Consider the following 23,314-nt stretch of genomic DNA (forward strand, 5'->3'; position numbering starts at 1 on the left):
ACCCAAAATTACGGCTGTCTCATGGCCTTGTGGCAAGGCAATGGGAAGCGCCTTTTGGGGTCAAAGTTAGTCTGTCGCTATCAATCGATATATCGGGATAGCATCGTACAGGCAGAGCAAAGGCAAAGGAACAAGAAATTTCCGACCCTTGGCTGCATTTGTTCAACAATCGATGCCACGGGAGAGGGGACGTCACACAGTAGGGATAGCCTGTTAAGGTTAAGAGATTGGAAAAATGGAATTTTTGTCGACAAACCAAGCGTTCAGCCAATGTCGCAATGGAGATGGGGACCACAGGAATTAAATTTTGTATTCCAGGGTCAAATTCGGCAATTATGGTTAACAGAAAATATCAAAAGTGACTGTCGGGCGAATCCTGATCCCGGTGGTTTCAAATGGTCGACAATGTATAAAAAGGGGGGCGTTCCATGGCGCGACTGGACCTCGAGCATCTTGCTCGCCAGACAATGAATGATGCGAATTTGCAGCGTGAGGTGTTGCGAATCTTCGAGCAACAGATGAACGACAAAATGGCTGATCTGGCGTGTGCTCAAGGATCGGTGAAAGAGCTGGCCCACAGCATCAAGGGCTCGGCACGCGGGGTCGGGGCGGTTGATGTCGCGGCTGTTGCTGAAAAATTGGAACAGGCAGATTGTCCGGATCCGACGCTGATTGCCCAGTTGGGTAACGCGGTTGAGGAAGCGATGGAGGATATCCGCGCGATTCTCAACCTGTGACGCAATTGTCATTCTCTGTGCCGTTCGCAGCATCGCGATTGTGATCGCAGAGGGCTTGGGGATGAAAAGTGCGTGAGGGGCTGGCCGTTCTGTCGCTTTAGGGCAAAGGCAACTTTGACTCACCGGCAAATTGCGCTATAGCGGGGCATGTGACCAATTCAATCAGAGATGATATCCAATGCCGAAGATCAATTTTGTCGCTTTCGATGGTACCAAATATGAAGTGGAGGCCTCCAACGGGGCAACGGTGATGGAAAGCGCTGTAAAAAATGGCGTGCCCGGCATCGAGGCGGAATGTGGTGGTGCCTGCGCTTGCGCGACCTGCCATGTCTATGTGGACGAAAGCTGGGCGGAAAAAACCGGCGATCCGGATCCGATGGAAGAGGATATGCTCGACTTTGCGCAGGATGCGAATGAATCCAGTCGCCTGTCCTGCCAGATCCGTATGAGTGACGAGCTTGATGGCATTGTTATTCGCATCCCTGAATTTCAGGCTTGAGGCTAGGCCTGTCCGATGACCAAGCTGACTGCGGCGACTCAGGCCTTCTTTGATGCCTATCTGGACACCCTGTCGCTGCAGCAGCGTGAAGCGATGGCCTGTCGGCACGTGGCCGCAGATTATTTTTGCGCCGACGAAGTGAATGCCAATCTCTGTGCAGATCTTGTCCTGCGAGATGAAAAACGGGCCTCCTGCGGTTTGGCGTATTGGGTTGATAGTGGCCAAGAGCGGATGCCGCAGGTCGGCGATTTGCTGATTGTCCAGAATTGGAATCGCAATCCCGTGGCTTTGGTTGAGTTGATTGCCGTTGACCGCCTGCCTTTTCGTGCCATTGATGCTGACTTTGCTGCCGCCGAAGGGGAAGGCGACAAGAGTTATACCTGGTGGCGTGCGGTGCATTGGGACTTTTTCGCCAAGGAATTTGAAGAGATTGGTGGCGCGATGCGCGATGACGTGGAGATCATCACAGAGCGCTTTCGCCGTCTATGGCCTGCCGCCTGAAGGCTGAGCTTTGCTGCTCTGAGTTTCGTGCATTGACCTTGGCCGGTCAGGTCCTCTATTTTCACTTTGTTGAAAATAATGTCCGACGGTGTGCCATGTCCCCTTGCTGTTCTCCTTTGCCGACGTCTGGAAAAACCCGTTCGCTGTTTGGTGGCTTGATGCCAAACGGGGTGCACTGGGTCTGTGGCTTGCCGATGGTCACCCGGCAGCGTCAAAAGATCGTTCCCTTGGCGAGCGGGGATGTGGTGGAAATCGGCTTCGGGTCGGGGCTCAATCTGCCGCATTATGACCGCTCCACGGTGACCAGTCTGATCGGTATCAATCCCGATGACGGCTTGCCCGCATTGGGACAGAAAGCCATTGCCGCGCACCACTTGCCTGCAACTTTGCTGGTGGAAAGTGCGGAAGCCATGTCTCTGCCATCAGCGTCAGCGGATTCGGTTGTGGTGACCTATAGTCTTTGTTCCATCCCAGATATCTCGTCTGCGTTGGCAGAAATTCACCGGATCCTCAGACCTCATGGTCGGCTTTTCTTTTGTGAGCATGGGCGATCGCCGAGCCGATTGGTGGCGCGGTTGCAGGATGGGCTGAATGCGCCATGGCGTTTCATGGCGGCGGGCTGTCATCTCAATCGCGATCCGGGTCGCTTGATTGCTGCGGCGGGCTTTGCGCTGGATCGCTATGATGTCTATGACCTGGGCGTGGGCACCGGTATCATCGGCACCCACCATTTGGGGATCGCCCGCAAGCTTTGAGCTATTCTGCGGGTTGTTTGGCAGCAGACTCTCCGGCCATCGGTGCCTTGGTGATCTTGCCGATCCATTCGCGCCCTTCTGCCGGGTCGCGCGGCACCAAACGGGCCAGTACCAGCGAAATGCCAGCCATGCCAGCGCCAAGGAAGAAGACGGCAGACGGGCTGACCAGCCAGATCAGGCCGAACAGAGCGGGAATGAAGACCGCTGCGATGTGGTTGATTGTGAAGGCAACCCCTGCGGTCGGGGCCATGTCACCGGGATCAGCGATTTTCTGGAAGTAGGTTTTCATGGCAATCGACATGGCAAAGAAGCCGTGGTCGATGACATAAAGTGCCGCCGCCGCCCACGGATTGTTGACGAAGGCATAGGCGGTGAAAACGAGGATCAGGCCGACATATTCAACGGTCAGCATGCGGCGTTCGCCAAAGCGGCCGATGAATTTGCCGATTTGCGGCGCAAAAAACATGTTGAACAGGCAATTGATCAGGAACAGGGCCGAGACTTCGTGCACCTGATAGCCGAATTTCTCAACCATCATGAAGCCCGCAAAGACCGTGAAGATCTGCCGCCGGGCACCACCCATGAAGGTCAGGGCATAATAAAGCGAGTAACGCTTTCGGAGCACCAGTTGCTTTCGTTGCGGATGCGGGGCTTCAAAATGGGGAAAGGTCAGCCACAGGAAGCCGACCATGACAATGGTCAGAATGCCAGCAATGCCGAACACCATTTCAAAGGACAGATGGAAGGTCTTCCAAGTGATGAAGATGATGCCGTAGGCGATCAACTGGGCGAAGGCGGCGACCGAGAGAATGCGCCCCATCATGGCCGGGGCCTTGTCCTTTGGCAGCCATTGCAGCGCCAGTGACTGGTTGGCGGTCTCATAATAATGGAAGCCGATCGACATGATGATGGTGGTGAAATAAAGCCCCCAGACCGACGGCATGAAACCGGTAATGGCCACCCCGACTCCAAGGGTCAGCAGGGCCAGCAGAGCAAAGGTCTGCTCGCGCACCAACAGCAAAAGGAAAATGGCGGTGAAGGCCAGAAAACCCGGAATTTCGCGTATCGATTGCTGAATGCCGATTTCGCGGCCGGTGAAGCCGACTTCATTGACCGCGAAGTTGTTGAGCAGGGTCCACCAGCTGGCAAAGGAAAGCTGCATTGCAGCGCTCATCAGCATCAGCATAACAAAAGGTGTGCGCCATGTGCTGTTGGTTGGATTGCTCACATTCATCGTTCGGGCCTTCATCGCAATTCACAAGAGGCCTGACGCTATCAGTAGAGTGACTGATTGGTCAAATGACAATGATTGATGCAGGCGATGGGAAGCATTGATGAATGCACGAGCCGTGCTGTTATCGCATCAGGGCGCGCATGGCTTCGTCGATGCCTTCTAGCGTCAAGGGGAACATCCGCTCCTGCATCAGCTCCTTTATGATGCCGATGGAATAGGTGTAGTCCCAGTGGCGCTCTGGCGTCGGGTTGAGCCAGACCACTTTGTCATAAACATCCTGAATGCGGGACAACCAGACAGAACCAGCTTCCTTGTTCCAATGTTCCACCGAGCCGCCGGGGTGGGAGACTTCATAGGGGGACATGGCAGCATCGCCGACGAAAATGATCTTATAGTCCGAGCCGAATTTATGCAGCAGGTCCCATGTGGGGATCTTTTCATTGTGGCGGCGGGCATTGTCCTTCCAGACATTTTCGTAAAGGCAATTGTGGAAGTAGAAATATTCCAGATGTTTAAATTCGGTATGGACGGCGGAGAAGAGCTCTTCGCAGATCTTGACGTGATCGTCCATCGAGCCGCCGACATCAAAGAATAGCAGCACCTTCACCGCATTGTGGCGCTCGGGGCGCATTTTGATGTCGAGATAGCCTTTGTGGGCGGTGTTGCGGATGGTGCCGGACAGGTCCAGCTCGTCGGCGCTGCCGGTGCGGGCAAATTGGCGCAGACGGCGTAAGGCAACCTTGAGATTGCGGGTGCCAAGCTCGACGCTGCCATCGAGATCCTTGAACTCGCGCTTGTCCCAGACCTTGACCGCGCGGCGATGGCGGCTTTCATGCTGGCCGATGCGGACGCCTTCCGGGTTGTAGCCATAGGCCCCGAAGGGGGAGGTGCCAGCGGTGCCGATCCATTTGTTGCCGCCTTGATGGCGGTCTTTTTGCTCAGTAAGGCGCTTTTGCAGGGTTTCCATCAGCTTGTCAAAGCCGCCGAGCGCCTCGATCTGGGCTTTTTCTTCGTCTGTTAGGAATTTCTCGGCCAGCTTTTTCAGCCACTCTTCGGGGATTTCGGCCTCTTCCACCGCGTCGGACAAGCTTTGGAGCCCCTTGAAGGTGGCGCCGAAGACCTGATCGAATTTGTCGAGATTGGTTTCGTCCTTCACCAAGGCAGCGCGGGAGAGATAATAGAAATCCTCGACCCGGCTTTCTGCAAGATCAGCTTCCATGGCCTGCATCAGCATCAGATATTCGCGCAAGGAGACGGGAACCTTGGCCGCCCGCAATTCTGCGAAAAAATGAATGAACATGGTGCCTCTTCTCTGCCGACCGCTGGAATGCGGGTTTGCGGCCCGCCCCATGAGTTAGGCTGAGTGCAAGGGCAGGGTCAAGTCGTCTATGGATGGAGATGCCGTCCTGACAGGGGGCGCTGATTTACGCTCTGGTCTTCGATTTGGCCTGCTTTTTATCCTTCAATGGTTCGCCTTCCAGTTCTTCGGACTGGGCACGCAGGGTCTTGATCACCGCGCCAAGCTTTGGCTGGGACTGGGTGACAAAGGGCATCGGTCGACACAGATCAATGCAGGCCAGCCCGATGCGGGCGGTGAGGATGCCATTCAGCAGGCCTTCTCCCAATTTGGCCGACAGACGGGCGGCCAAGCCGTGGCCGACAATCTGCTGGATCAGGGTTTCACCTGCGGCCATGCCGCCTGTCACCGCCAGATGGCCTGCAATATGGCCCGACAGGCGCAGCATGGCGATGAAGCCGGGTCGTTTGCCATAGATTTCGGCAATGGCACGGACCATTCGAACGGTTTCGATCAGCACGACAAGGATGTCAAAGATGGGGCGGGGGCTGAGGGCGGTGACAAGAGCCACACGGCGAGCAGCCTGATGCACCCGATGGGTGGCAGCCTGATCCAAGGGCGGCATCAGGTGGTTTTCTGTCTGGGCGAGGATGTCTTCGGCATCAAACAGATGCGGCAAATCCTGTTTCAACGCCTGCCGGGCCTTGAAAAGCGAAGGCTGCTTGGCATAGAGCCCCAACATGTCTTTCGCTATGGCCATGGTGCTTTTGCGGTCGCCATTGGCCTGCAACTCGACGATTTGCTCGCGCAGATTTCCCAAATGGGACAGCCGTCGCATAGCAAGATATTCGCGCAGTAAGAAGAAGAACAGCGACAAGGTGGCGATGGCAACCAAGGTTAGCCCCGCCCAGCCGAGATAGTCCCAACGGGCGAACAATTCACGCACCAAGCCATCAAGCCACAGGCCAAGGGCCATCATCACCACGCCGGACAGGGCACTCCAGAAGAAGGTGCTGAGCGACCAGCCTTTCTTGCGGGCGGGCTTGAAGCTTGGTTCTTCCAGCGTCTCGAACCGGTCGGCATAGTCCTCGCTGTCGGGGATATGGTCCGGTGTCATCGACAGGGTCGCGCCGGTGTTCGGGGTTGGCTGGGCCATGTCATCGCCATAGGCACCACGGTCGAGCTTGATGGCGCGCGGGGCGCGGCTGCCTGATTTGGAAGTCCCGTTCGAAGGTCCTTTCGAAGATTTGTCTTTGGTCATTTCAGAATGTCTCCGAGGAGGAAATCAAGGGCGCGATCAAGACGGATATGGGGCAGCGAGCGGGGCAGTCCCTCGGCGTCTTTTTCCAGATGGGGTGGCCGGAAGCGAACGAAACACAGGGGATCCTGAAACAGGTCATCTTCGTTGGGTTCGTCTTCCAATTGGGCTGCCTTGTCCGGATGTGGCCCCCAAGGTGCCGGTTGTCCGGCGGCGCGGAAAAACAGATCGGGATTGGCGGGCAAGTCGCCGGGGAAGAGGGCAAATTCGGTTTCGCCGTCAAAGGCATCCTCGCCCAGTATTTCGCCTTCAAGGGGAATGCCGACAAGGGACGGCAGCTCATCGCCTTCCACTGTCAGGGTGGCTTCGCGCGTGGCGCGGACCGCCGCAATGGCCATGGTCTGGCATTCGCCACCGGAGGATTGTACCCGTTCGGTGGCCCGTTCAACCAGCCGGGCCAGAATGCGTTCCAGTCGGTCATGGGAGGTGTGGTGGAGGTGATCGGCCTTGGTGGCGGCAAACAGGATTTTGTCGATCCGGCGTGAGACCAGATTGCGCAGCCAGAAGCGGGAGCCGGGGCGGAAGGCCCGCAGGATCTCGGTGATGGTTTCTTCCAGCTCAGCCAAGGTTTCCGGCCCTTCATTCAAGGCGGCGAGCAGGTCGATTAACACGATCTGGCGGTCAAGGCGGGCAAAGTGATCGCGATAGAAGGGCACAACGATAGAGGCTTTATAGTCTTCAAAGCGCCGCTCCATCATCGCCCAGAGGCTGTGTTTGTCTTTGCTGTAAAGGGCGTCGGGCAGGGGTGCAAAGGACAAAGCCGGGCTGTCCTGATATTCGCCGGGCATCAAAAAGCGCCCCGGCGTCAGCAAGGCATAGGCCCCGCGCGCCTGTTTGGCGGCGGTCAGATAGTCGGTGAAGTGCTTGGCGGTGCTGCGGGCAAGGGTTTCCAGATAAGGCTCGTCGCCCTGTTCTGGATTGGCGAGACTGGTGGCAATCCCGTCGCAATGGGCGAACCAGTCCCGTGCATGGGGGCTGTAGAGGGGCTTTGATGCCTGCTCGAAAGACCGGCTCGACCAGTCCCGATAGCTTAACTCCATCAAGGTCAAATCGAGCAGCCATTCGCCGGGATAGTCGACAATGTCGATGGCCATCCGATCGGAGCGAAAGGTGCGTTTGAGTGTTTCTTTCGATTGGTAGCGCAGGGACAGACGAACCTGGCTGGTGCGCGAAGTGGAAACAGGCCAGATGCGCCTGTCTGTCAGGTCGGCAATGTGGTCCTCATAGCGAAAGCGCGGCACAAGCTTGTCAGGCTGGGGGGCAATCTCGGCCGACGCGATCCGGCCGGTGGCATGGGCTTCGAAGCGCGGCAGGCGACCAGCATGGATGATGTTATGCAGAGCTGAGGAAATGAAAATGGTCTTGCCCGCCCGCGCCAGCCCGGTCACGCCGAGGCGGACGGATGGTTCGGCCATGTCACTGGCAAAGTCGGTGAGGTTGGATGCGGCGATGCGCATTTCGTCGAAGAATTTCATATGCCCTGCCTGATCTTGAGCGGCGTCTTGTCTTAAAAGCATGTAGGCACAGAAAGTGGCAAATGCAAATGCACATCACCGCGGTTATGGGATGGAAGTTTGATGTGCCAACGCTTTAGCGGCGAAAGAAGGTCGGAGCGGGGTTTTCAACCAGATGCGCCTCGTCGCTCCCTTCCACCTGATGGGTCAGATCGCGGGGCTTGATGAAATCGATCAGCTTGCCGCTGCCCGGCATGACCATGTTCCAATCATCGGTATTGAAATCAAGAACGGCGAGTGCGCCAGTTGGATATTTGTCTTGAAGAGCCAAAAGCAGGTCCACATCGCCACGCCCGGCCAGCCGGATCGCTGTGTCCTGAAGACCACTATTGTGGCCAACCAGCATGAGATTGCGGCTTTGTTTGGCGTGAAGGCGCAGCAGTGACAGATAGTCCGGTGCATTGCCCTCATAAAGCGCGTCAAGCAAGCTGAGGCTGACATCGCCCGACAGTCCGGGAATGATGCCCGCCAGTGTTTCTTTGGTGCGCTGGGCGCTGGAGCAAAGAATCCGGTCGGGGTGATAGGCGCGCTCCTGCATGGCGCGGGCCAGCTTTGGCGCATCCTTGCGGCCTCTTTTGTTGAGGGGGCGGTCAAAGTCGTGCAGAGACGGATCGGACCAGGAGGATTTTGCATGGCGAAGCAAGTAAAGACGCAGCATTGTCAGTTCCTTTGGGTCAGTTCCTTTGGGTCAGATCCTTCAAGCCAGTCTCTGGGTTTCTGACTGTCAGAGGCTTCTTGGCACAAAAGCATAGACTTGTGCAAACCACTGGTGTGAGGGCAATCGGCACTGGCCTCGATTGAATGACGGCTTTAACGTTGCCCCTTCACCACGGTTCTCGTTGGTGCGAACCCACCCATGACAATATTGGGGCTGCTCCGGCTGCGGCCATTCTATCGCAACAGGCTACATTTTCATGACAATGGACCAATATATCGACAGCTATTATCGTGACACCAAGGTCGATGCGGCCTTTCATGCGCCGATTGAGGGCGAGCAGGAGGCCGATGTCTGTGTCATCGGTGGTGGTCTGGCTGGTTTGACAGCGGCCCGAGAATTGGCCAAGGCTGGCAAGTCTGTCATTTTGCTCGAAGGTCAGCGGATTGGTTGGGGGGCGTCGGGTCGCAATGGCGGTTTTGTTTCCAACGGCTATGCCGAGGGCATGCAGGCGCTTGAAGACAAATTGGGGCTGGATCATGCCAAGGCCCTGTTCGATCTGTCGGTGATGGGCACGGATTATGTGCGCAACACCATCGCAGCTTTGCAGCCTCCCGGCGTTGAGCCGAAAAAGGGCTGGCTGAGGGTGTTGCGCTACAGCAACGAAGATCAGTTGCGTCGCTCCGCGGACCATATGAAAGAGAAATATGGGGCCCGTTTCGGTGTCTGGACCACCGAGCAGGTGCGCGACAGTCTGGTCACCAAACGTTATTTTCAGGGGCTGAATGATCCAACTGCCTTTCATATCCAGCCGCTTAATTATGCCTTGGCGCTGGCAGCGGATCTGGTGGCTACAGGTGGGCGACTTTATGAGGCAAGTCCGGCGCGCGCCCTGGATCGCTCCGGTGCTGGCTGGATGGTGACATGCGAGACCGGGGCGAGGGTCAAGGCGGGGGCTGTGCTGCTGTGTGGCAGCGCCTATATGCAGGATCTTTATCCCAAACTTGAACGGGCCGTTCTGCCGGTGGCGACCTATGTGATCACCTCAGAAGCCATGCCAGAGCGTCTGGCTGAGGCGATCCGCTATGCAGGCTGCATTGGCGATACGCGCCGGGCGGGGGATTATTATCGGCTTGTTGAGGATGGCGCGCGGCTTTTGTGGGGCGGGCGTATCACCACGCGCCGCTCAGAGCCGAAAGCCTTGGCCGACATGCTGAAAAAGGACATTCTGGCGATCTATCCGCAATTGGGCGATTTCAAGATAGAGCACGCCTGGGCGGGGCTGATGGGCTATTGCGTTCACAAGATGCCGATCCTGCGGGAAATGGAACCCGGTTTATGGGCGGCAACCGGGACCGGTGGCCATGGCCTGAATGCCACAGCGACCATTGGTGTGGTGGCGGCAGAGGGGATTGCCGGCACGTCGGATCGCCATCGGCTGTTCAAGCCCTTTACCGCCCAGTGGGGTGGCGGGTCGATTGGCCGGATTGCGACGCAGATGGTCTATTGGGGGCTTCAATTGCAAGATATGTGGGAAGAGCGGCGCGGCTAGGGTCGCACCTGCCATTAGTCTTGAGCTGCGTCTTATCGCTGGCCGCTATCTCTGTCCTCTGGCCATGAAGGCGAGGCGCTGGAAGAGATGAACATCCTGCTCATTCTTCAGGAGGGCTCCATGCAACGGTGGAATGACCTTGGTGGCATCCGCCTCACGCAATGTTTCCAGATCGATATCCTCATTCAGCAGCAGCTTGATCCAGTCGAGTAATTCCGAGGTGGAGGGTTTTTTCTTCAGGCCCGGCACATCGCGCACGGAGAAAAAGGTCGTGAGCGCCTGATTCAGCAAGCGGTTCTTTATGCCCGGATAATGCACCTCGACAATCTCGCGCATCGTCTCTTCATCGGGGAATTTGATATAGTGGAAGAAGCAGCGGCGCAGAAAGGCGTCGGGCAGTTCCTTCTCGTTGTTTGAAGTGATCAGGATGATTGGCCGCTGCTTGGCCTTGACCAATTCACCAGTCTCATAGACATGGAATTCCATCCGGTCGAGTTCCTGCAACAGATCGTTGGGGAACTCGATGTCGGCCTTGTCGATTTCGTCAATCAGCAGGACGGGGCGCTTGTCTGAGACAAAGGCCTCCCAGACCTTGCCGCGGCGGATGTAATTGGCAATGTCCTTGACGCGTTCATCGCCCAGCTGGCTGTCGCGCAGGCGCGAGACCGCATCATATTCATACAGACCCTGCTGCGCCTTGGTGGTCGACTTGATGTTCCATTCGATCATCGGGGCATCGAGTGCCGTGGCGATTTCGCGGGCCAGTACGGTCTTGCCAGTGCCCGGTTCGCCCTTCACCAGAAGCGGGCGTTCCAGCGTGATGGCGGCATTGACCGCGATGCGCAGATCGTCGGTGGCGACATAATTGGACGTACCTTCAAATCGCATGCTTTCTCCCCTTGCTGAGCCCTGATGCGGTTGCAGCTCTTTGTGGCTTTGGTGCTTTTTTATTGCCATTTCCATCGTCTGACCTATCGCGGCAATCAGGACGGTGCAATGGGAAATTGGGCGATAATGGCCTGATATCTTGCAGACGGACAGTCTTTCATAGGGCAGAAATGGGCCATGCAGGCGGGCAAAAAATGCCGCTTGTGGTTCAGTAGGGGCGTTTATTACCTGCTTAACAAGAGGTTAAATTTTCTAGTTAATTGAAATTTAAAGGGAATTTTGATTCTTCCAGTTGGCCCGGTTTTTGCTCTTCAGATTGGCAACCTGATTTGTACCTGATCAAAGGGAAGTACCATGAGTCTTTATTCGGCGCTTACGACCTCCGTTGCGGGCATGGCTGCGCAATCCAAATCGATGCAGAATATTTCCGGCAATATCGCCAACACCTCGACGGTTGGCTACAAGCGAGTCGATACCGCTTTCGTGGATCTCGTCAGCAACTTCACCTCAAACAAGTCCGCGCAGTCTTCCGGCTCGGTCATGACCAACTCCCGTCAGACCAACACGGTGTCTGGTCCGATTGGGTCGTCTGATACCTCGACCCATATGTCGATCAGTGGTGATGGCTATTTCGTCGTTTACGAGAAAATCGGTGAAACCGATGGCACGCCGATTTTTGACGGCACGCCGATGTATACCCGTCGCGGTGACTTCACCCTTGATGAGGACGGCTATTTCGTCAACGAAGCCGGGCATTATCTGGCAGTGATCGAGTTGGATGATGCAACCGGCAACCCGGTGAGCTCCGTGCCGCAGCCTGCGACCTTTGAGGAAGGCTTTATGGCCGCCGAGGCGACCACGACCGTCAAATATACCGGCAATCTGCCAGCAGTTCCGTCCACCACTGATACTGCAGGCAGCATGATAACCCCGGGTACGGGTTACACTGTTGATCCGACCTCGGCCGGTGCAGGTGTCGTGCAGGCGCAGGACGAAACCCAGTTTCTGTCCCAGACCATCTCTGGCGGTGCGATCACCACCTATATCGCCAATGGTGAGAATGCGTCCCTGCAGCTGCGTTGGGGTAAGATTTCCGACACCCCTGATACATGGAACCTTTACTACAAGTCGGATTCCACTGCCACCGGCACCGCAACCAAGTGGACCAATGTCGGTCAGAACTATACCTTTGATTCCACAGGTGCGATGACAGCACCTACCACAAACGTTACTGTCTCAGGCATGACGGTTGATGGCATCAACCTTGGCAATATCGTCCTTGATCATGGCGGTAATGGTATCACGGCCTTCGCCACTCAGACCGGTGTTGCCAACATGAACCTGTCGCAGGATGGTGCCGCCGCTGGTGAACTGACCAACATCAGCATCGACAGCTCAGGCCATGTGGTTGCCAACTATTCAAACGGCAAGTCGAGCAATCTGGCTGAGATCATTCTGGCTTCCTTTGACGGTGATAACTATCTGGCCCGTGAAAGCGGCGGCGCCTTCCGGGCAACGGAAGATTCCGGCGAGGCCATTCTGGGGGCCACCGGCTCCATTCGTGGCTCGTCGCTGGAATCGGCCAACGTCGATATCGCCGATGAATTCTCCAAAATGATCGTTTCCCAGCAGGCCTACACGGCCAATACCCGCGTGCTGTCGACTGCGCGCGACATGCTGAGCGAAGTGATGCAGGTCATTCGGTAACAGATGATTGAGCCGGCCGCATCGATTGTTTGGGTGCGGCGGCTTTCCTTTAGGTGATTTGGAGATTGGTTCATGGGTCTTGGTCTTGCACTTTCTGTCGCGTCCTCGGGGTTGCGCACGACCAACCGTGAGCTGGAGATCACTGCCTCCAACATCACCAATGCCAATACGCCGGGCTATACGCGCAAGGTCTCCAATCGTGAAGATGTGACCGTCGATGGCAAGGTGACAGCGGTCATCGGGACCACCGTTCAGCGGACCATCGATGAGGTGGCGCAGAAACAGCTATGGACCGAAACCGCCGCCAGCAATTATACCAACGTGATGGCCGATTATCTGGGTCAGGTGGATGCCACCATGGGACAGCCAGGTGGTGCCAATGCGCTGGACACCTTGCTGAACTCCTTCTCGAATGCATTGCAGACCTTGCAGACGTCACCAGATGATGCCGCAAGCCGTTTGGATGTGCTCAATGATGCGGCCATTCTGGCGCAGAAGATCAATCAATCCGCCGACAAGGTGCAGTCTTTACGGCAGGACGCGGAATTTGCCATTGAGACGGCCGTTGAGGACATGAACCGCCTGCTCAAGGATATCGAAGATATCGATGGGCGGATTCAGGAAATGACGCTCAATCAGATTGAGCCAGTCGCCATGATGGATCAGCGCGATGCCCTGATCCATCAGTTGTCCGAACTCGTGCCTCTGCGGGTCGATGATGCGCCGAACAATTCCGTTCAGATTTCGCTGGAGAATGGTGTCACCATCTATGATCAGGTGGCCTCGCAGTTCGAGTTTGATGCCTATGGCACCGTCAGCGCGGAAACCAAGCGAGACAGTGTCACGGGGCAGGGGCTGCTTGGTAGCCTAAATCTGGTTTCGCAGGGTGGCACGCGCCATGACATGACCGACACTGGCGGCTTTGAGGGTGGCAAGATCGGTGCCCTGTTTGAGCTGCGTGATGAGGTCCTTGTCGAGACCCAGAACCAGCTCGACAGCCTCGCTGATGGTCTGGCAGATGCCTTTGCCAAATATGACGTGGCCGGGACAGCGGCAACTGCAGGCGCGCAGGCTGGCTTCGATGTCGATTTGACGGGGCTGCAATCGGGCGACGAGTTCACTCTGTCCTATCAGGATGTGGGGACGGGTGAGACCAGCGTTGTAACGTTCGTGCGGGTGGATTCTGCCGCGTCGTTGCCGCTGGGCGATGATGTTACCGCGCGCAATGACGATAGCGTTGTGGGGATTGACTTTTCTGGCGGTATGGCCAGCGTGGCAACTCAGATTCAGGCCGCTCTGGGCGGTGCCTTCAGCGTTAGTAATCCGTCCGGCAACTCCATCCGCATTCTGGATGATGGAGCCGCAAACACAGTGGATGTGGCCGCGCTGGACGCTCGCATGACGGCGACGGGCCTTCAGGATCAGGCCGGCGCTTTGCCTTTCTTCGTGGATGGTGGCACAGGTCCGGGGCTTTATACCGGCAGTGTTGATGGCATGGTCCAGCAGACCGGCTTTGCTTCTCGCATCCAGGTTAATGCCGCTTTGGTGAATGACCCATCGTTGCTGGTCAAATATAGCGCCGGGATCGGGGCGTCTGATCAGACGCGCCCGGATGCGATGTTTGATGCGCTCAACAACACCTCGCTGCAGTTTAACCTGAAAGATGGTGGCGCTCCGGTGACCATGAGCGTGGATGAATATGCACGCGAAGTGATCGCCTATCAGTCCCAGCAGAGTGCAACCGCCAAGACCCGGAACGAGGGCCAGCAAATCGTCATGAACAATGTCATGGCGCGTTATGAGGAAGGCTCGAAGGTTGATATCGACTCCGAGCTGGCGCATCTGCTGGAGCTGCAAACCGCCTATACCGCCAATGCCCGTGTGATGACGGCCGTCAAGGAGATGATGGACTCCTTGATGCGCATTTAGGAAATGAGACACAAAGATGATCAGTGGACTTAACGGCTTTTCTTCTACGATGCTGATGACGTCGCTCAGTCGCAATTCCGCCCAAATGGAAGAACTGACAGTTCAGATCAGCACTGGCAAAAAAGCACAGACCTATGGTGGGTTGGGCGAGCAGTCTTCCAAGGCGCTGGATCTGCGGTCGGACATTTCAACCTTCAAAGGGTTTCAATCGACGATCGCGCAAGCCAAGCTGCAGATTTCGATGATGAACACCGCTCTTGAGCGGATCGTTGATATTGGATCTGAAGTCAGTGGGTCTGCAACGTCGACAGAATACAACATCACTGACACCAACCAGTCGGTCGGTCAGATGACGACGACGGCTTTTGTCAAGGAAATATTGGGGTTGCTCGACACGGAGGTGGATGGAGACTTCGTTTTCTCCGGTACCACGTCCGAGATTGAACCGACGCGCAACTACGACCAGATCATCAATGGCTTTGGTGGTGAGGAAGGGTTGATCACTGTTACCGACGAGCGCATGCGGGCGGATGCCGGTGCGGATGGCCGAGGACGGTTAACGCTGTCGGCAGCTGCTGGGACGGTGACGCTGGCCGAACAGGCGACCGACTTTGGCTATAAGCTCGAAGCGGTCACCAGCACGTTGAGCAATGCCACGGTCACCGGGCCAACTGGCGCGCCTTTGTCGGTCGATGTCGCGTTTACCGGGCAACCCGATCCGAATGAGGTTCTGTCCTTCACCTTCACGCTGCCGGATGGATCAAATGAAGTCATTCAGCTCAAAGCGGGCTCGGGTGCTTCCGATCCGGGGGAAGGGATCTTTTCCATTGGCGCAACGCCTGCGGACACCGCGGCCTCGCTGGAAAGCGTGCTGGCTTTCCAGATCGAGAAGAATGTTCAGGATGAAGGGGAGGCTGCGTCGCGCATACAGGCGGCTATGGACTTCTATGATACATCCAACGGAGGTGAGCCCAAACGTGTTGTTGGGACGCCTGAGACGGCCACCACGCTCGATACGGCCACCAATGCCGGTAAGCCAACGGTCAATTGGTATCTTGGTGACAACAATCCTGGCAACGCGCGCGACACTGCCAAGGCACATGTCGACAGTCATCTGGATGTTTCTTATGGGGCGCGAGCCAATGAGAAAAGCATCGTGCGTCAGTTGGCCTATATGACTGCTTTCACACTGCCGTCCTACGATCAGGACAGCAGCGTTGATCAGGATCGTTACTCGGCGTTGGCCGATGCTGTGTCAGCGGGGCTGTCGAGTGCGAACCAGGGAGATGTGGTCAAAACGATCCAGACCCAGCTGGGGGTGGCAACGAAGATGTTGTCCGATGCCAATACGAGGCACACGACCAGCCTGAGCATGTTGCAATCTGCATCAGATGGCATCGAGGCAATTAACGATGAAGAGGTTGCCGCGAAAATCATGGTCATGCAGACACGCATTGAAGCCTCCTATCAGGCGACGTCCATGCTTTATAATCTGACGCTAACCAAGTTTATGTGAACCTGTTGCTTACGTGCAGGCGCCGGTTGCTTGATGTATTGGGCAGCGAGTTTAAAAGAAGGTGGCACAGGCCACCTTTTTCTTTGCTTATACTTCTGTTCATTCGCGTTCAAATGCTTCGAGGGGCGGCGTTTGTGATCGTCAAACGAAAAAATGCGCCAACCGGTGTGGTGGCGCATTTGGCATTCCTGCTCGCATCCTATCGAAGCTTCGCTTGCTAGCCGACTTTTAGCCGTTGGCGCGAAGGCCTTCCGCGATGTTGCGATTGATGTTGATCAGGCTGTCGACAGTCTTGTTTTGCGGATCAGCCATCACATCCAAAGTGTGATTGAAGGTAAAAAGGCCAAGATTAACAAGATTTTGGCGCAAATCCTTCGGCATTTCATGGTTTTCGTCAAGCAATTCGCCGACGAACAAGGTCCAAACATGACGGTTGAAGGTCAGTGCGTGATCAAGCTCTTCACGCGTGGCTTCGTCCGACTTGGTCCGCTGCAGGTTGGCTGCTGCCTTGATCAACAGGGCTGCTTCGCGCTCGCGCGGCTCACCCCCCTGATAGCCCGTCTCCTGATAGGCTCTCGCTGCGGATTGGTTGTACATCTCGGAGCAACTCCTCTTCGTACTTTATAAGCGCCTTGGTTTCCTTCAAAGCAGGATAGAGGGAATAGGTTAATATTTTCCTATTTATGGCGTCTATAATAGTTAATGCACTGGGAGCCGCCTGTAGAAATTCATTCACCAAAGTAAAATAGGTTTCTCTGTGCTTTTCCAGATCCTGACCCAGATACATCAACTGAACGCAAAGATAGATGCGTTTGGCGGGGCTGTTGGCGGTTTCGCTGGTCAGGATATCCTTCTCTCTGAGGATAGGCGCTTCACCATCCACGAACAATTTGGCGCGGTTCTCTCCATTGGTGATGACGCTATTGCCGATGATGATTTTTTCGCCGGGGCGCAACTCGATCTTGAGGGGCATGGGACCTCCTGTTTGTCGCAAGTCTTCGTGTTGAGGCTTGCTCTTTCTTCCTAGAGGAGTTGGGGGCTCTTGGAAAGAATAAAGACGCTGGAGCGCGGGATCGCTGCGTGGCAGAAACAAAAAAAGGCGAGGAAATCCCCGCCTTTCTAATCGCCTTACGAAGGAACCGATTAGGCCCGGAGGAACCGGGTAACGGCCTGGTCTGCCTGGGAAGCCAGAGACAGAGCAGTGGTGGACAGGGTCTGGCGGGTTTGCAACGCCAGCATGTTCGCACCTTCTTCGTTGGAATCTGCGAGAACCAGAGCATCCGCACCGGTCTGCAGGGTATTGATGCTTTCCTTGGTGTAGTCCTTACGGATCTGCACGGTGGAAAGGTTGGAACCGAAGGTCGAAGCCTGCTTACGAAGGGTCGTCAGGGCGTCGGCCAGAGAGTCCAGTTTCAGGTTTGCTTCGTCAGAGCTCAAGGACGTTGCTGCACTGATGCTCAGGCCATCAGAAGTCAGGTCAGCAGACTTGATTTCGAGTTCTGATTTCTTTTCATCACGATGTTCGTTGAACGATACGGTCAGGTCGTTGCCTGTACCGTTGATCAGGTTGATGCCGTTGAAGCTGGAGTCAGCTGCAAGCGAGTCGATCTGGTCAAGAATATCGTTGAACTGGGTGACGAGTTCAGAGTTGTCAGCATCCGAGGTGGAGGCCTGGTTGGTGATGCTGAAGGTATCAGCGTCACCAGAGGTCGCACCAGCGGTGAATTCAACATCAGTACCACCAGCGTCACCTACCGTACCGGTGGAGCCATCTGCCAGTTCACCAAGCCCGTCAGTGGAAGCACCAAAGCCGAGAGCTGCTGCCAGAGACGTACCGGTGGTGCCGGCCTGCGTGGTAGCGGTTTCGGTATCGGTGTTGACCAGCTGCAGTTCCAACTCTTCGTTGCCATTGGCTTTCAGGTCAAGACGGCCGTCATCGGTGATCGATGCGGTTGCAACGCCAGACGCGTTGATGTCGTCAACCAGATTGCTGATGGTGTAGTCGTCGGTGCTGGTGGAAGCGGAGCCGTCTCCGTCCAGATAGCTTTTGCCAGTCGCCGTGAAGTGGGCGTTCAAATCGAAGGTCGACGTGACACCATTTTCAGACGTGGAAGTGATCGTCAGGTTCGAGCTGGTGCCCGTGGTGAAGCCCAGAGTGGTAAGGGTCTGGTTTTCTGCACGTGCCTTGGTGGTCGAGCCTGTAGAACCCGCGGTGTTGATGCCGGCATCGGACTGGATGTGGGTGCCGCTGGAATTGCTGTTGGCAGACTGAGACTGACGAACAGTAGACTGAGCACTTTCAACCAGCTTGGTGATGGCTTTGATGCCGTTATCAGCTGATTCCAAGGTTTTGATCGAGTTGCCAATGCCATCGAGAAGGTTGCTCAAATCGGCCGCACGGCTGCTCAAACCCTGGGAGGTAAAGTAGTTGGTTGGATTATCCAGAGCTGAGTTAACTTTCAAACCCGTTGAAAGCCGGTTCTGCGTGGTGGACATCAAGTCCGCAGTATTCTGGAGTGACAACAAGTTCTGGCGTACGCCAGATGAGAGAGTGATATCCGACATTGTGTTACCTTTCTGGGTACTCGAATACAATATTGACCTTTTTCTAAGGCTTAGTCGGATGATCGCTATGAAAGGCTAATTTAAGGTTAATAGAGGGTGCAGGAACGTCGTTAAAGACATTGGTGAACAGATTATTAACGACAAAAAAACGGCGGGAATGTCCCGCCGTTTTGGATTTTAGTGAAATTTTGGTTGCTGTTAAGCGCGCAAGAAGCGCAGCACAGCCTGGTCTGCCTGAGACGCCAGCGAAAGGGAAGTGGTGGACAGGGTCTGGCGGGTTTGCAGCGCCAGCATGTTTGCACCTTCTTCGTTGGAGTCTGCGAGGACCAGCGAGTCTGCACCGGTCTGCAGGGTGTTGATGCTGTCTTTCGTGAATTCCTCACGAATGGTCACCGTGTTCAGTTTCGAACCGAAGGTCGAAGACTGGGCACGCAAGGTGGAGAGGGCCTCGGAGAGGTTATCCAGCTTGGTGTTGGCTTCATCAGAACTCAGAGAGGTCGCACTACCGATGCTCAGGCCCGTGGCGGTGAGGTCGGCAGATTTGATCGTCAGTTCGGACTTCTTGCTGTCACGATGCTCGTTGAAAGCAACGGTCAAGTCACTGCCTTCGCCATTGATCAGGTTCACACCGTTATAGGTGGCATCTGATGCCAATTCGTCAATCTGATCGAGAATGTCGTTGAACTGGGAAACCAGTTCGGCATTGTCAGCATCAGACGAGGAGGCCACGTTGGTAACCGTGAAGGTATCAGCATCACCAGACGTTGCGCCTGCGGTGAATGCAACGTCGGTACCACCAGCGTCACCAACCGTACCAGTGGAGCCATCAGCCAGTTCACCCAGTTCGTCAGCGGATGCACCAAAACCGAGGGCAGATGCCAGCGAGGTACCGGTGGTGCCGGCCTGCGTGGTTGCGGTTTCGGTATCGGTGTTGACCAACTGCAGTTCCAGTTCGGCGTTGCCGTTGGCTTTCAGGTCCAGACGACCGTCATCGGTGATCGAAGCCGTTGCAACGCCCGATGCGTTGATGTCATCAACCAGATCGCTGACCGTATAGTCGTCGGTGCTGGTGGATGCAGAGCCATCGCCATCAAGCAGGGTTTCGCCGGTTGCTGTAAAGTGAGCATTCAGGTCGAACGTCTTGGTCACGCCATTTTCAGAGGTAGACGTGATGGTGAGGTTGGAGCTGGTACCGGTGGTGAAGCCCAGATTGGTAAGGGTCTGGTTTTCAGCGCGAGCCTTGGTGGTGGATCCAGTGGAGCCCGACGTGTCGATGTTGGCGCCAGACTGAATGTGGGTGCCGCTTGAATCGCTGTTGGCCTGCTGAGCCTGACGAACGGTCGACTGCGCACTCTCTACCAGCTTGGTGATGGCTTTGATGCCATTGTCAGCTGCTTCGAGTGTTTTGGTTGCGTTGCCGATACCGTCAAGAAGGTTGCCCAGCTCGTTTGCCCGCGTGCTGAGACCTTGAGAGGTAAAGTAACTGTTTGGATTGTCCAACGCGGAGTTGACTTTCTTACCCGTTGAAAGCCGGTTTGCCGTATCAGACATCATGCTTGCAGTGTTCTGCAAAGAAAGCAAATTCGAGCGAACGCCTGCTGAGAGAGTAATTCCTGACATAATCCCCATAACCTTTCTGGTTTTTGTACTCGAGACCGTCCTTGGTCGTGGGGAAAGAATGTCGGAAAACCGAAAATCAATAGTAAAATTATATGGTTAACAGATGTCAGGGTTAATTATGAGTTCTCTTTCATGGTTAATATCTGTAAAACAGGATTCGAACGATTTTCTGCAAGTATCGTCAGGTCTTTTTACTGTTACCAACTAGCGTTTTGATTCTGTTTGCGTTTTGCTAAAACGGGTCAGTTTCTATGCCATCGAAACTGGTTAACAAGAGCGGATTTTCGGGATTTTGATGGTGAAATGTAACGGTTAAGATTTCAACTTTGCGATTGCTTTCGTTGCTTCAGTGCGAGCAAAAAGCTCACGCAGAGCAGGCATTATTGTCTAGAAGTAAATACAATGCGGCAGGCGAATGTTACTGTTTTTAGATATTGCGATCGAAGTTGGGCTCTTCGTCATCCTCTCGGGGGGCAGGAGCTGCCGTGTAGGCCCGCAGATTCATCAAACCATCAGCGGAATGCTGTGGTGTGTTCTCCATTTCCATCGATATGGTCAGTTGAGAGAGGTCTTCACCCGACAGCAGGTTGGCTCCTCGCCTTTTGCGGCGCGGCTTTCTACCTTTGGGATCCTGATCCAGCTGGTCGTCCTGCTCGATGCCTTCATAGGCCGTATTGCCATGCATGAATCGAACTTCCGCGTCGCGTTCAGTGGATTCGACCGCTTCGTCTTCAGTCAGGGCGCCTGAGCGGGATGCCTTCCTTGCCGCCGATTTGCCTTGAACTGACGCTGGCGGCTGCATTTTCTGGACCGATAAATCCATGTGTAGCCTCAAGTGTACAAGGTAAACTTGGGAACTATACTAGCGGAAATTTTACGGTCTGTCATTTCTGACAATCAAAAAAGCAGCAAATTGGCTAACTGCACTTTAATAAATCTGGGCTGCCGAACGAAAGCTTTGCGCAAGGAAGGGAGTTTCCCTTCTGGTGACTGGCTTTCGTGGCATTTCCGTCGCAAATGTTGTCAGTGTTTTTTATTGTCCAGCAGCCACTGCTTGATCACGTCGATATAGTTGAGCGCGTCGTCTCCCCATGGAATGTCGATGGACTTCTGATCAGCGAACCAAGGCACATAGGGTTGGCCCAGATTGTCCTGATAGTGGCATGGGGCGTAACGCAAGCACTTGATGCCAACAGCGCCGGCAATGTCCGAACTGGTCGAGCCCGGACCGACAAACAGATCCATGCAGCTGTTAAAGGCGGCGGTTCCCAGCATGTCATCCATCAGATCAAGACCCGGCGCATGATAGAGCGGCACATCGTGCTTTTCGCGGAAAGCCGTGATTTCGTGCTCCTTGGTCGTATACTGGAAGTTATAGAATTCGAAACCGGGCATCCGCAGGACATCCAACAGCTCTTCCAGTTCCAGATAGCCGTAGGCTTCCGGGTCACCGAAGGTCTTGCTCGACCAGGCCATGCCGACCTTGGTGGTGTTTGGATTGGACAGGATGTTGAGCGCGCGGAAGGGGGCGATATGCTCCTCCGGCAGGATCATTATTTTGTCTTTGCCTTCGAAATCGGAGACTTCGGGGCGCAGGACCTCGATCAGTGAGCCAAGCGGGATCTGACAGTCAAAATCCTCTTCAATCGATGGGAATTCATTCTTGCGGCTCTGTTTGGTGCCAAAGGCATTGCTGACAATGCTCAGGGCAGGCAACTTGGTCGGCAGGGGCCGGACATCGATCCGGGGGAACAGGGCCTTGATGAACGGCATGCATTTGTCTTGCACTGCGACAATCACATTTTCATGCGGAGTGATTTCCCTCAGCATGCTGGTCGTTTGGAAAATGTCACCGATGCCCTGATCCGACCAGACATAAATTCGCTTGTCTTCAAGGCTTTCACCACGCCAGAGGGGGCTTTTCAAATTGAACTTGGTGCAGACGTCAGCAACCTCGAAGCGATAGGGGTTGCATTTGTGGGCTTCGGGCAGATTGCCCAGTTTCCAGTTGGACAGACAGTTCAGCCAATGCGGATAGGTCGCTTCGGGGTTGAGCTCTAGAGCATGGTTGCTGGTTGCGATGGACTCGGTAAAGCGGCCAAGCCGATAGAAAATATGCGCCTTGGCCGTGACGAATTTGTCATTTTCGGGGGCCAGTTCGACCGAGCGGTTGATATGCTCCATCGCCTTGTCATAGCGGCCAAGCTGGGCATAGGCATAAGTGACGGTGCGATTGCAGATGGCATCGTTGGCAATGCGGTCGCCTTGCGCAATGGCGTAATCGACAATCTCCTGATTGGCTTCCTTGGAGCGTTTATATTCGAGCCAATGATAATGGGCGATATGATCGAAGGGATCGAGCGGCAGGCAGCGCTCAAAGCATAGCATGGCGACATCGTCGATGCCTGCCTTCAAAAGAATATCGCCGGTCAGGCGCAACAAAGGCACATGTTCGGGAAACAGCTCAATCGCCTTGGTGGAAATGGCGATGGCGTCATCATAAAAATCGACCTTGGGTTTGGTCTCTCCGCTCTCGGTTTTGCCGCCACGGTCCTGATAGGCCTTGAAATTGTCGGATGCAGCCTGAAAAAGCGCGTCACTGAGGCGATGCCAGAAATCTGGATTGCCGGGCTCAAGGCTGATTGCCTGCTGGTAGTGATGGATCGCCTCGGCATATTTTTTGATCCGCATGGCCAGATCGCCGGTGGCTGACTGGAGGGCCAATTTGTCGGGCTGATGGTTGGCGGCTTCCGAGAGATATTTCAGGGCCTGATCCGGCTTGTCCTGCGCCAGCAAGGCCTTGGACAGGGTGAGGCGAATATCGACATAGCCCAGCTTTTCCTTCAGCAATTTGCGGCAGATTGCCTCCGCCCGATCGGCTTTTCCGGCTGCGAGATATTTCTGGGCCTTCTGGAGGCGGTCAGCGGTCTGAGCTTGCATGTTGGATCTGCCTTACGTTTCGGGTCGCTGGATGCCGCCGGATCGGTGAAGGATGGGCGGGCAAATCAGTCAAGTCGGGCCAGTTTA

At 55.3% G+C, this 23,314-nt stretch carries 20 protein-coding genes; 8 read left to right on the top strand and 12 right to left on the bottom strand.

What is annotated here, in order from left to right:
• Positions 1-428 precede the first annotated feature (428 nt).
• The 4 genes from FDK21_RS02205 (at position 429) to FDK21_RS02220 (ending at position 2,492) form a co-directional block, all read left to right on the top strand.
• On the top strand, positions 429-737 hold the full coding sequence (locus FDK21_RS02205; protein WP_138147353.1) for an Hpt domain-containing protein: 309 nt from the start codon (positions 429-431) through the stop codon (positions 735-737).
• A gap of 178 nt (positions 738-915) precedes the next feature.
• Complete coding sequence (locus tag FDK21_RS02210; RefSeq protein WP_114009391.1) at positions 916-1,236, top strand: 2Fe-2S iron-sulfur cluster-binding protein; 321 nt, start codon at positions 916-918, stop codon at positions 1,234-1,236.
• Between the two features lie 15 nt (positions 1,237-1,251).
• A complete protein-coding gene (locus FDK21_RS02215; RefSeq protein WP_138147354.1) occupies positions 1,252-1,737 on the top strand; it encodes an ASCH domain-containing protein in 486 nt (161 codons plus the stop codon).
• A gap of 158 nt (positions 1,738-1,895) precedes the next feature.
• The gene (locus tag FDK21_RS02220) at positions 1,896-2,492 is read left to right on the top strand and encodes a methyltransferase domain-containing protein (protein WP_171021914.1); all 597 of its coding nucleotides are present in this window, start codon (positions 1,896-1,898) and stop codon (positions 2,490-2,492) included.
• Position 2,493: 1 nt separating this feature from the next.
• On the opposite strand, the gene FDK21_RS02225 is transcribed toward FDK21_RS02220, so the two are convergent.
• From FDK21_RS02225 to FDK21_RS02245, 5 genes are all read right to left on the bottom strand, one after another.
• Entirely contained in the window at positions 2,494-3,726 is a 1,233-nt protein-coding gene (locus tag FDK21_RS02225) for an MFS transporter (protein ID WP_198662887.1), read from the bottom strand.
• 121 nt (positions 3,727-3,847) lie between these two features.
• Complete coding sequence (locus FDK21_RS02230) at positions 3,848-5,026, bottom strand: VWA domain-containing protein (RefSeq protein ID WP_138147356.1); 1,179 nt, start codon at positions 5,024-5,026, stop codon at positions 3,848-3,850.
• Between the two features lie 124 nt (positions 5,027-5,150).
• The gene (locus FDK21_RS02235; RefSeq protein ID WP_138147357.1) at positions 5,151-6,284 is read right to left on the bottom strand and encodes a TIGR01620 family protein; all 1,134 of its coding nucleotides are present in this window, start codon (positions 6,282-6,284) and stop codon (positions 5,151-5,153) included.
• The gene (locus FDK21_RS02240; protein ID WP_138147358.1) at positions 6,281-7,816 is read right to left on the bottom strand and encodes a YcjX family protein; all 1,536 of its coding nucleotides are present in this window, start codon (positions 7,814-7,816) and stop codon (positions 6,281-6,283) included. The genes FDK21_RS02235 and FDK21_RS02240 overlap by 4 nt, the downstream gene beginning before the upstream one ends.
• Before the next feature lie 115 nt (positions 7,817-7,931).
• Positions 7,932-8,513, bottom strand: coding sequence for a histidine phosphatase family protein (locus tag FDK21_RS02245; protein ID WP_138147359.1), 582 nt, complete (start codon positions 8,511-8,513; stop codon positions 7,932-7,934).
• Positions 8,514-8,769: 256 nt separating this feature from the next.
• On the opposite strand from FDK21_RS02245, the gene FDK21_RS02250 reads away from it, so the two are divergent.
• Complete coding sequence (locus FDK21_RS02250) at positions 8,770-10,062, top strand: FAD-binding oxidoreductase (protein ID WP_138147360.1); 1,293 nt, start codon at positions 8,770-8,772, stop codon at positions 10,060-10,062.
• Positions 10,063-10,107: 45 nt separating this feature from the next.
• On the opposite strand, the gene FDK21_RS02255 is transcribed toward FDK21_RS02250, so the two are convergent.
• Positions 10,108-10,950: a MoxR family ATPase gene (locus tag FDK21_RS02255; protein ID WP_138147361.1), complete on the bottom strand. Its 843-nt coding sequence runs from the start codon at positions 10,948-10,950 to the stop codon at positions 10,108-10,110.
• Between the two features lie 354 nt (positions 10,951-11,304).
• On the opposite strand from FDK21_RS02255, the gene FDK21_RS02260 reads away from it, so the two are divergent.
• The 3 genes from FDK21_RS02260 (at position 11,305) to FDK21_RS02270 (ending at position 16,102) form a co-directional block, all read left to right on the top strand.
• Positions 11,305-12,657 (top strand): flagellar hook-basal body complex protein, encoded by a 1,353-nt coding sequence (locus FDK21_RS02260; RefSeq protein ID WP_138147362.1) that lies wholly within the window; start codon positions 11,305-11,307, stop codon positions 12,655-12,657.
• 72 nt (positions 12,658-12,729) lie between these two features.
• Positions 12,730-14,586 carry a flagellar hook-associated protein FlgK gene (gene flgK, locus FDK21_RS02265; RefSeq protein WP_138147363.1) on the top strand — a complete coding sequence of 619 codons (1,857 nt, stop codon included), beginning with the start codon at positions 12,730-12,732 and terminating at the stop codon, positions 14,584-14,586.
• A gap of 16 nt (positions 14,587-14,602) precedes the next feature.
• Positions 14,603-16,102: a hypothetical protein gene (locus tag FDK21_RS02270; RefSeq protein WP_114009380.1), complete on the top strand. Its 1,500-nt coding sequence runs from the start codon at positions 14,603-14,605 to the stop codon at positions 16,100-16,102.
• A 228-nt stretch (positions 16,103-16,330) separates the two neighbouring features.
• On the opposite strand, the gene flaF is transcribed toward FDK21_RS02270, so the two are convergent.
• The 6 genes from flaF to FDK21_RS02300 all read right to left on the bottom strand — a co-directional run bounded on the left by flaF (position 16,331) and on the right by FDK21_RS02300 (position 23,227).
• A complete protein-coding gene (gene flaF / locus FDK21_RS02275; protein ID WP_138147364.1) occupies positions 16,331-16,699 on the bottom strand; it encodes a flagellar biosynthesis regulator FlaF in 369 nt (122 codons plus the stop codon).
• A complete protein-coding gene (gene flbT / locus FDK21_RS02280; protein ID WP_114009378.1) occupies positions 16,644-17,075 on the bottom strand; it encodes a flagellar biosynthesis repressor FlbT in 432 nt (143 codons plus the stop codon). Before flbT ends, flaF begins: the two co-directional genes overlap by 56 nt.
• Before the next feature lie 170 nt (positions 17,076-17,245).
• On the bottom strand, positions 17,246-18,667 hold the full coding sequence (locus FDK21_RS02285; protein WP_138147365.1) for a flagellin: 1,422 nt from the start codon (positions 18,665-18,667) through the stop codon (positions 17,246-17,248).
• Positions 18,668-18,865: 198 nt separating this feature from the next.
• Positions 18,866-20,296, bottom strand: coding sequence for a flagellin (locus FDK21_RS02290; protein ID WP_138147366.1), 1,431 nt, complete (start codon positions 20,294-20,296; stop codon positions 18,866-18,868).
• A 418-nt stretch (positions 20,297-20,714) separates the two neighbouring features.
• Positions 20,715-21,110 carry a hypothetical protein gene (locus FDK21_RS02295; RefSeq protein WP_138147367.1) on the bottom strand — a complete coding sequence of 132 codons (396 nt, stop codon included), beginning with the start codon at positions 21,108-21,110 and terminating at the stop codon, positions 20,715-20,717.
• A gap of 200 nt (positions 21,111-21,310) precedes the next feature.
• A complete protein-coding gene (locus FDK21_RS02300; protein ID WP_138147368.1) occupies positions 21,311-23,227 on the bottom strand; it encodes a tetratricopeptide repeat protein in 1,917 nt (638 codons plus the stop codon).
• Positions 23,228-23,314 lie beyond the last annotated feature (87 nt).

Source organism: Cohaesibacter sp. CAU 1516 (assembly GCF_005771485.1).
Taxonomy (GTDB): Bacteria; Pseudomonadota; Alphaproteobacteria; order Rhizobiales; family Cohaesibacteraceae; genus Cohaesibacter; species Cohaesibacter intestini.

Coding starts and splice junctions, on each gene's coding strand:
- FDK21_RS02205 (WP_138147353.1), top strand. CDS start 429: ATGGCGCGACTGGACCTCGAGCATCTTGCTCGCCAGACAATGAATGAT.
- FDK21_RS02210 (WP_114009391.1), top strand. CDS start 916: ATGCCGAAGATCAATTTTGTCGCTTTCGATGGTACCAAATATGAAGTG.
- FDK21_RS02215 (WP_138147354.1), top strand. CDS start 1,252: ATGACCAAGCTGACTGCGGCGACTCAGGCCTTCTTTGATGCCTATCTG.
- FDK21_RS02220 (WP_171021914.1), top strand. CDS start 1,896: ATGCCAAACGGGGTGCACTGGGTCTGTGGCTTGCCGATGGTCACCCGG.
- FDK21_RS02225 (WP_198662887.1), bottom strand. CDS start 3,726: ATGAATGTGAGCAATCCAACCAACAGCACATGGCGCACACCTTTTGTT.
- FDK21_RS02230 (WP_138147356.1), bottom strand. CDS start 5,026: ATGTTCATTCATTTTTTCGCAGAATTGCGGGCGGCCAAGGTTCCCGTC.
- FDK21_RS02235 (WP_138147357.1), bottom strand. CDS start 6,284: ATGACCAAAGACAAATCTTCGAAAGGACCTTCGAACGGGACTTCCAAA.
- FDK21_RS02240 (WP_138147358.1), bottom strand. CDS start 7,816: ATGAAATTCTTCGACGAAATGCGCATCGCCGCATCCAACCTCACCGAC.
- FDK21_RS02245 (WP_138147359.1), bottom strand. CDS start 8,513: ATGCTGCGTCTTTACTTGCTTCGCCATGCAAAATCCTCCTGGTCCGAT.
- FDK21_RS02250 (WP_138147360.1), top strand. CDS start 8,770: ATGACAATGGACCAATATATCGACAGCTATTATCGTGACACCAAGGTC.
- FDK21_RS02255 (WP_138147361.1), bottom strand. CDS start 10,950: ATGCGATTTGAAGGTACGTCCAATTATGTCGCCACCGACGATCTGCGC.
- FDK21_RS02260 (WP_138147362.1), top strand. CDS start 11,305: ATGAGTCTTTATTCGGCGCTTACGACCTCCGTTGCGGGCATGGCTGCG.
- flgK (WP_138147363.1), top strand. CDS start 12,730: ATGGGTCTTGGTCTTGCACTTTCTGTCGCGTCCTCGGGGTTGCGCACG.
- FDK21_RS02270 (WP_114009380.1), top strand. CDS start 14,603: ATGATCAGTGGACTTAACGGCTTTTCTTCTACGATGCTGATGACGTCG.
- flaF (WP_138147364.1), bottom strand. CDS start 16,699: ATGTACAACCAATCCGCAGCGAGAGCCTATCAGGAGACGGGCTATCAG.
- flbT (WP_114009378.1), bottom strand. CDS start 17,075: ATGCCCCTCAAGATCGAGTTGCGCCCCGGCGAAAAAATCATCATCGGC.
- FDK21_RS02285 (WP_138147365.1), bottom strand. CDS start 18,667: ATGTCGGATATCACTCTCTCATCTGGCGTACGCCAGAACTTGTTGTCA.
- FDK21_RS02290 (WP_138147366.1), bottom strand. CDS start 20,296: ATGGGGATTATGTCAGGAATTACTCTCTCAGCAGGCGTTCGCTCGAAT.
- FDK21_RS02295 (WP_138147367.1), bottom strand. CDS start 21,110: ATGGATTTATCGGTCCAGAAAATGCAGCCGCCAGCGTCAGTTCAAGGC.
- FDK21_RS02300 (WP_138147368.1), bottom strand. CDS start 23,227: ATGCAAGCTCAGACCGCTGACCGCCTCCAGAAGGCCCAGAAATATCTC.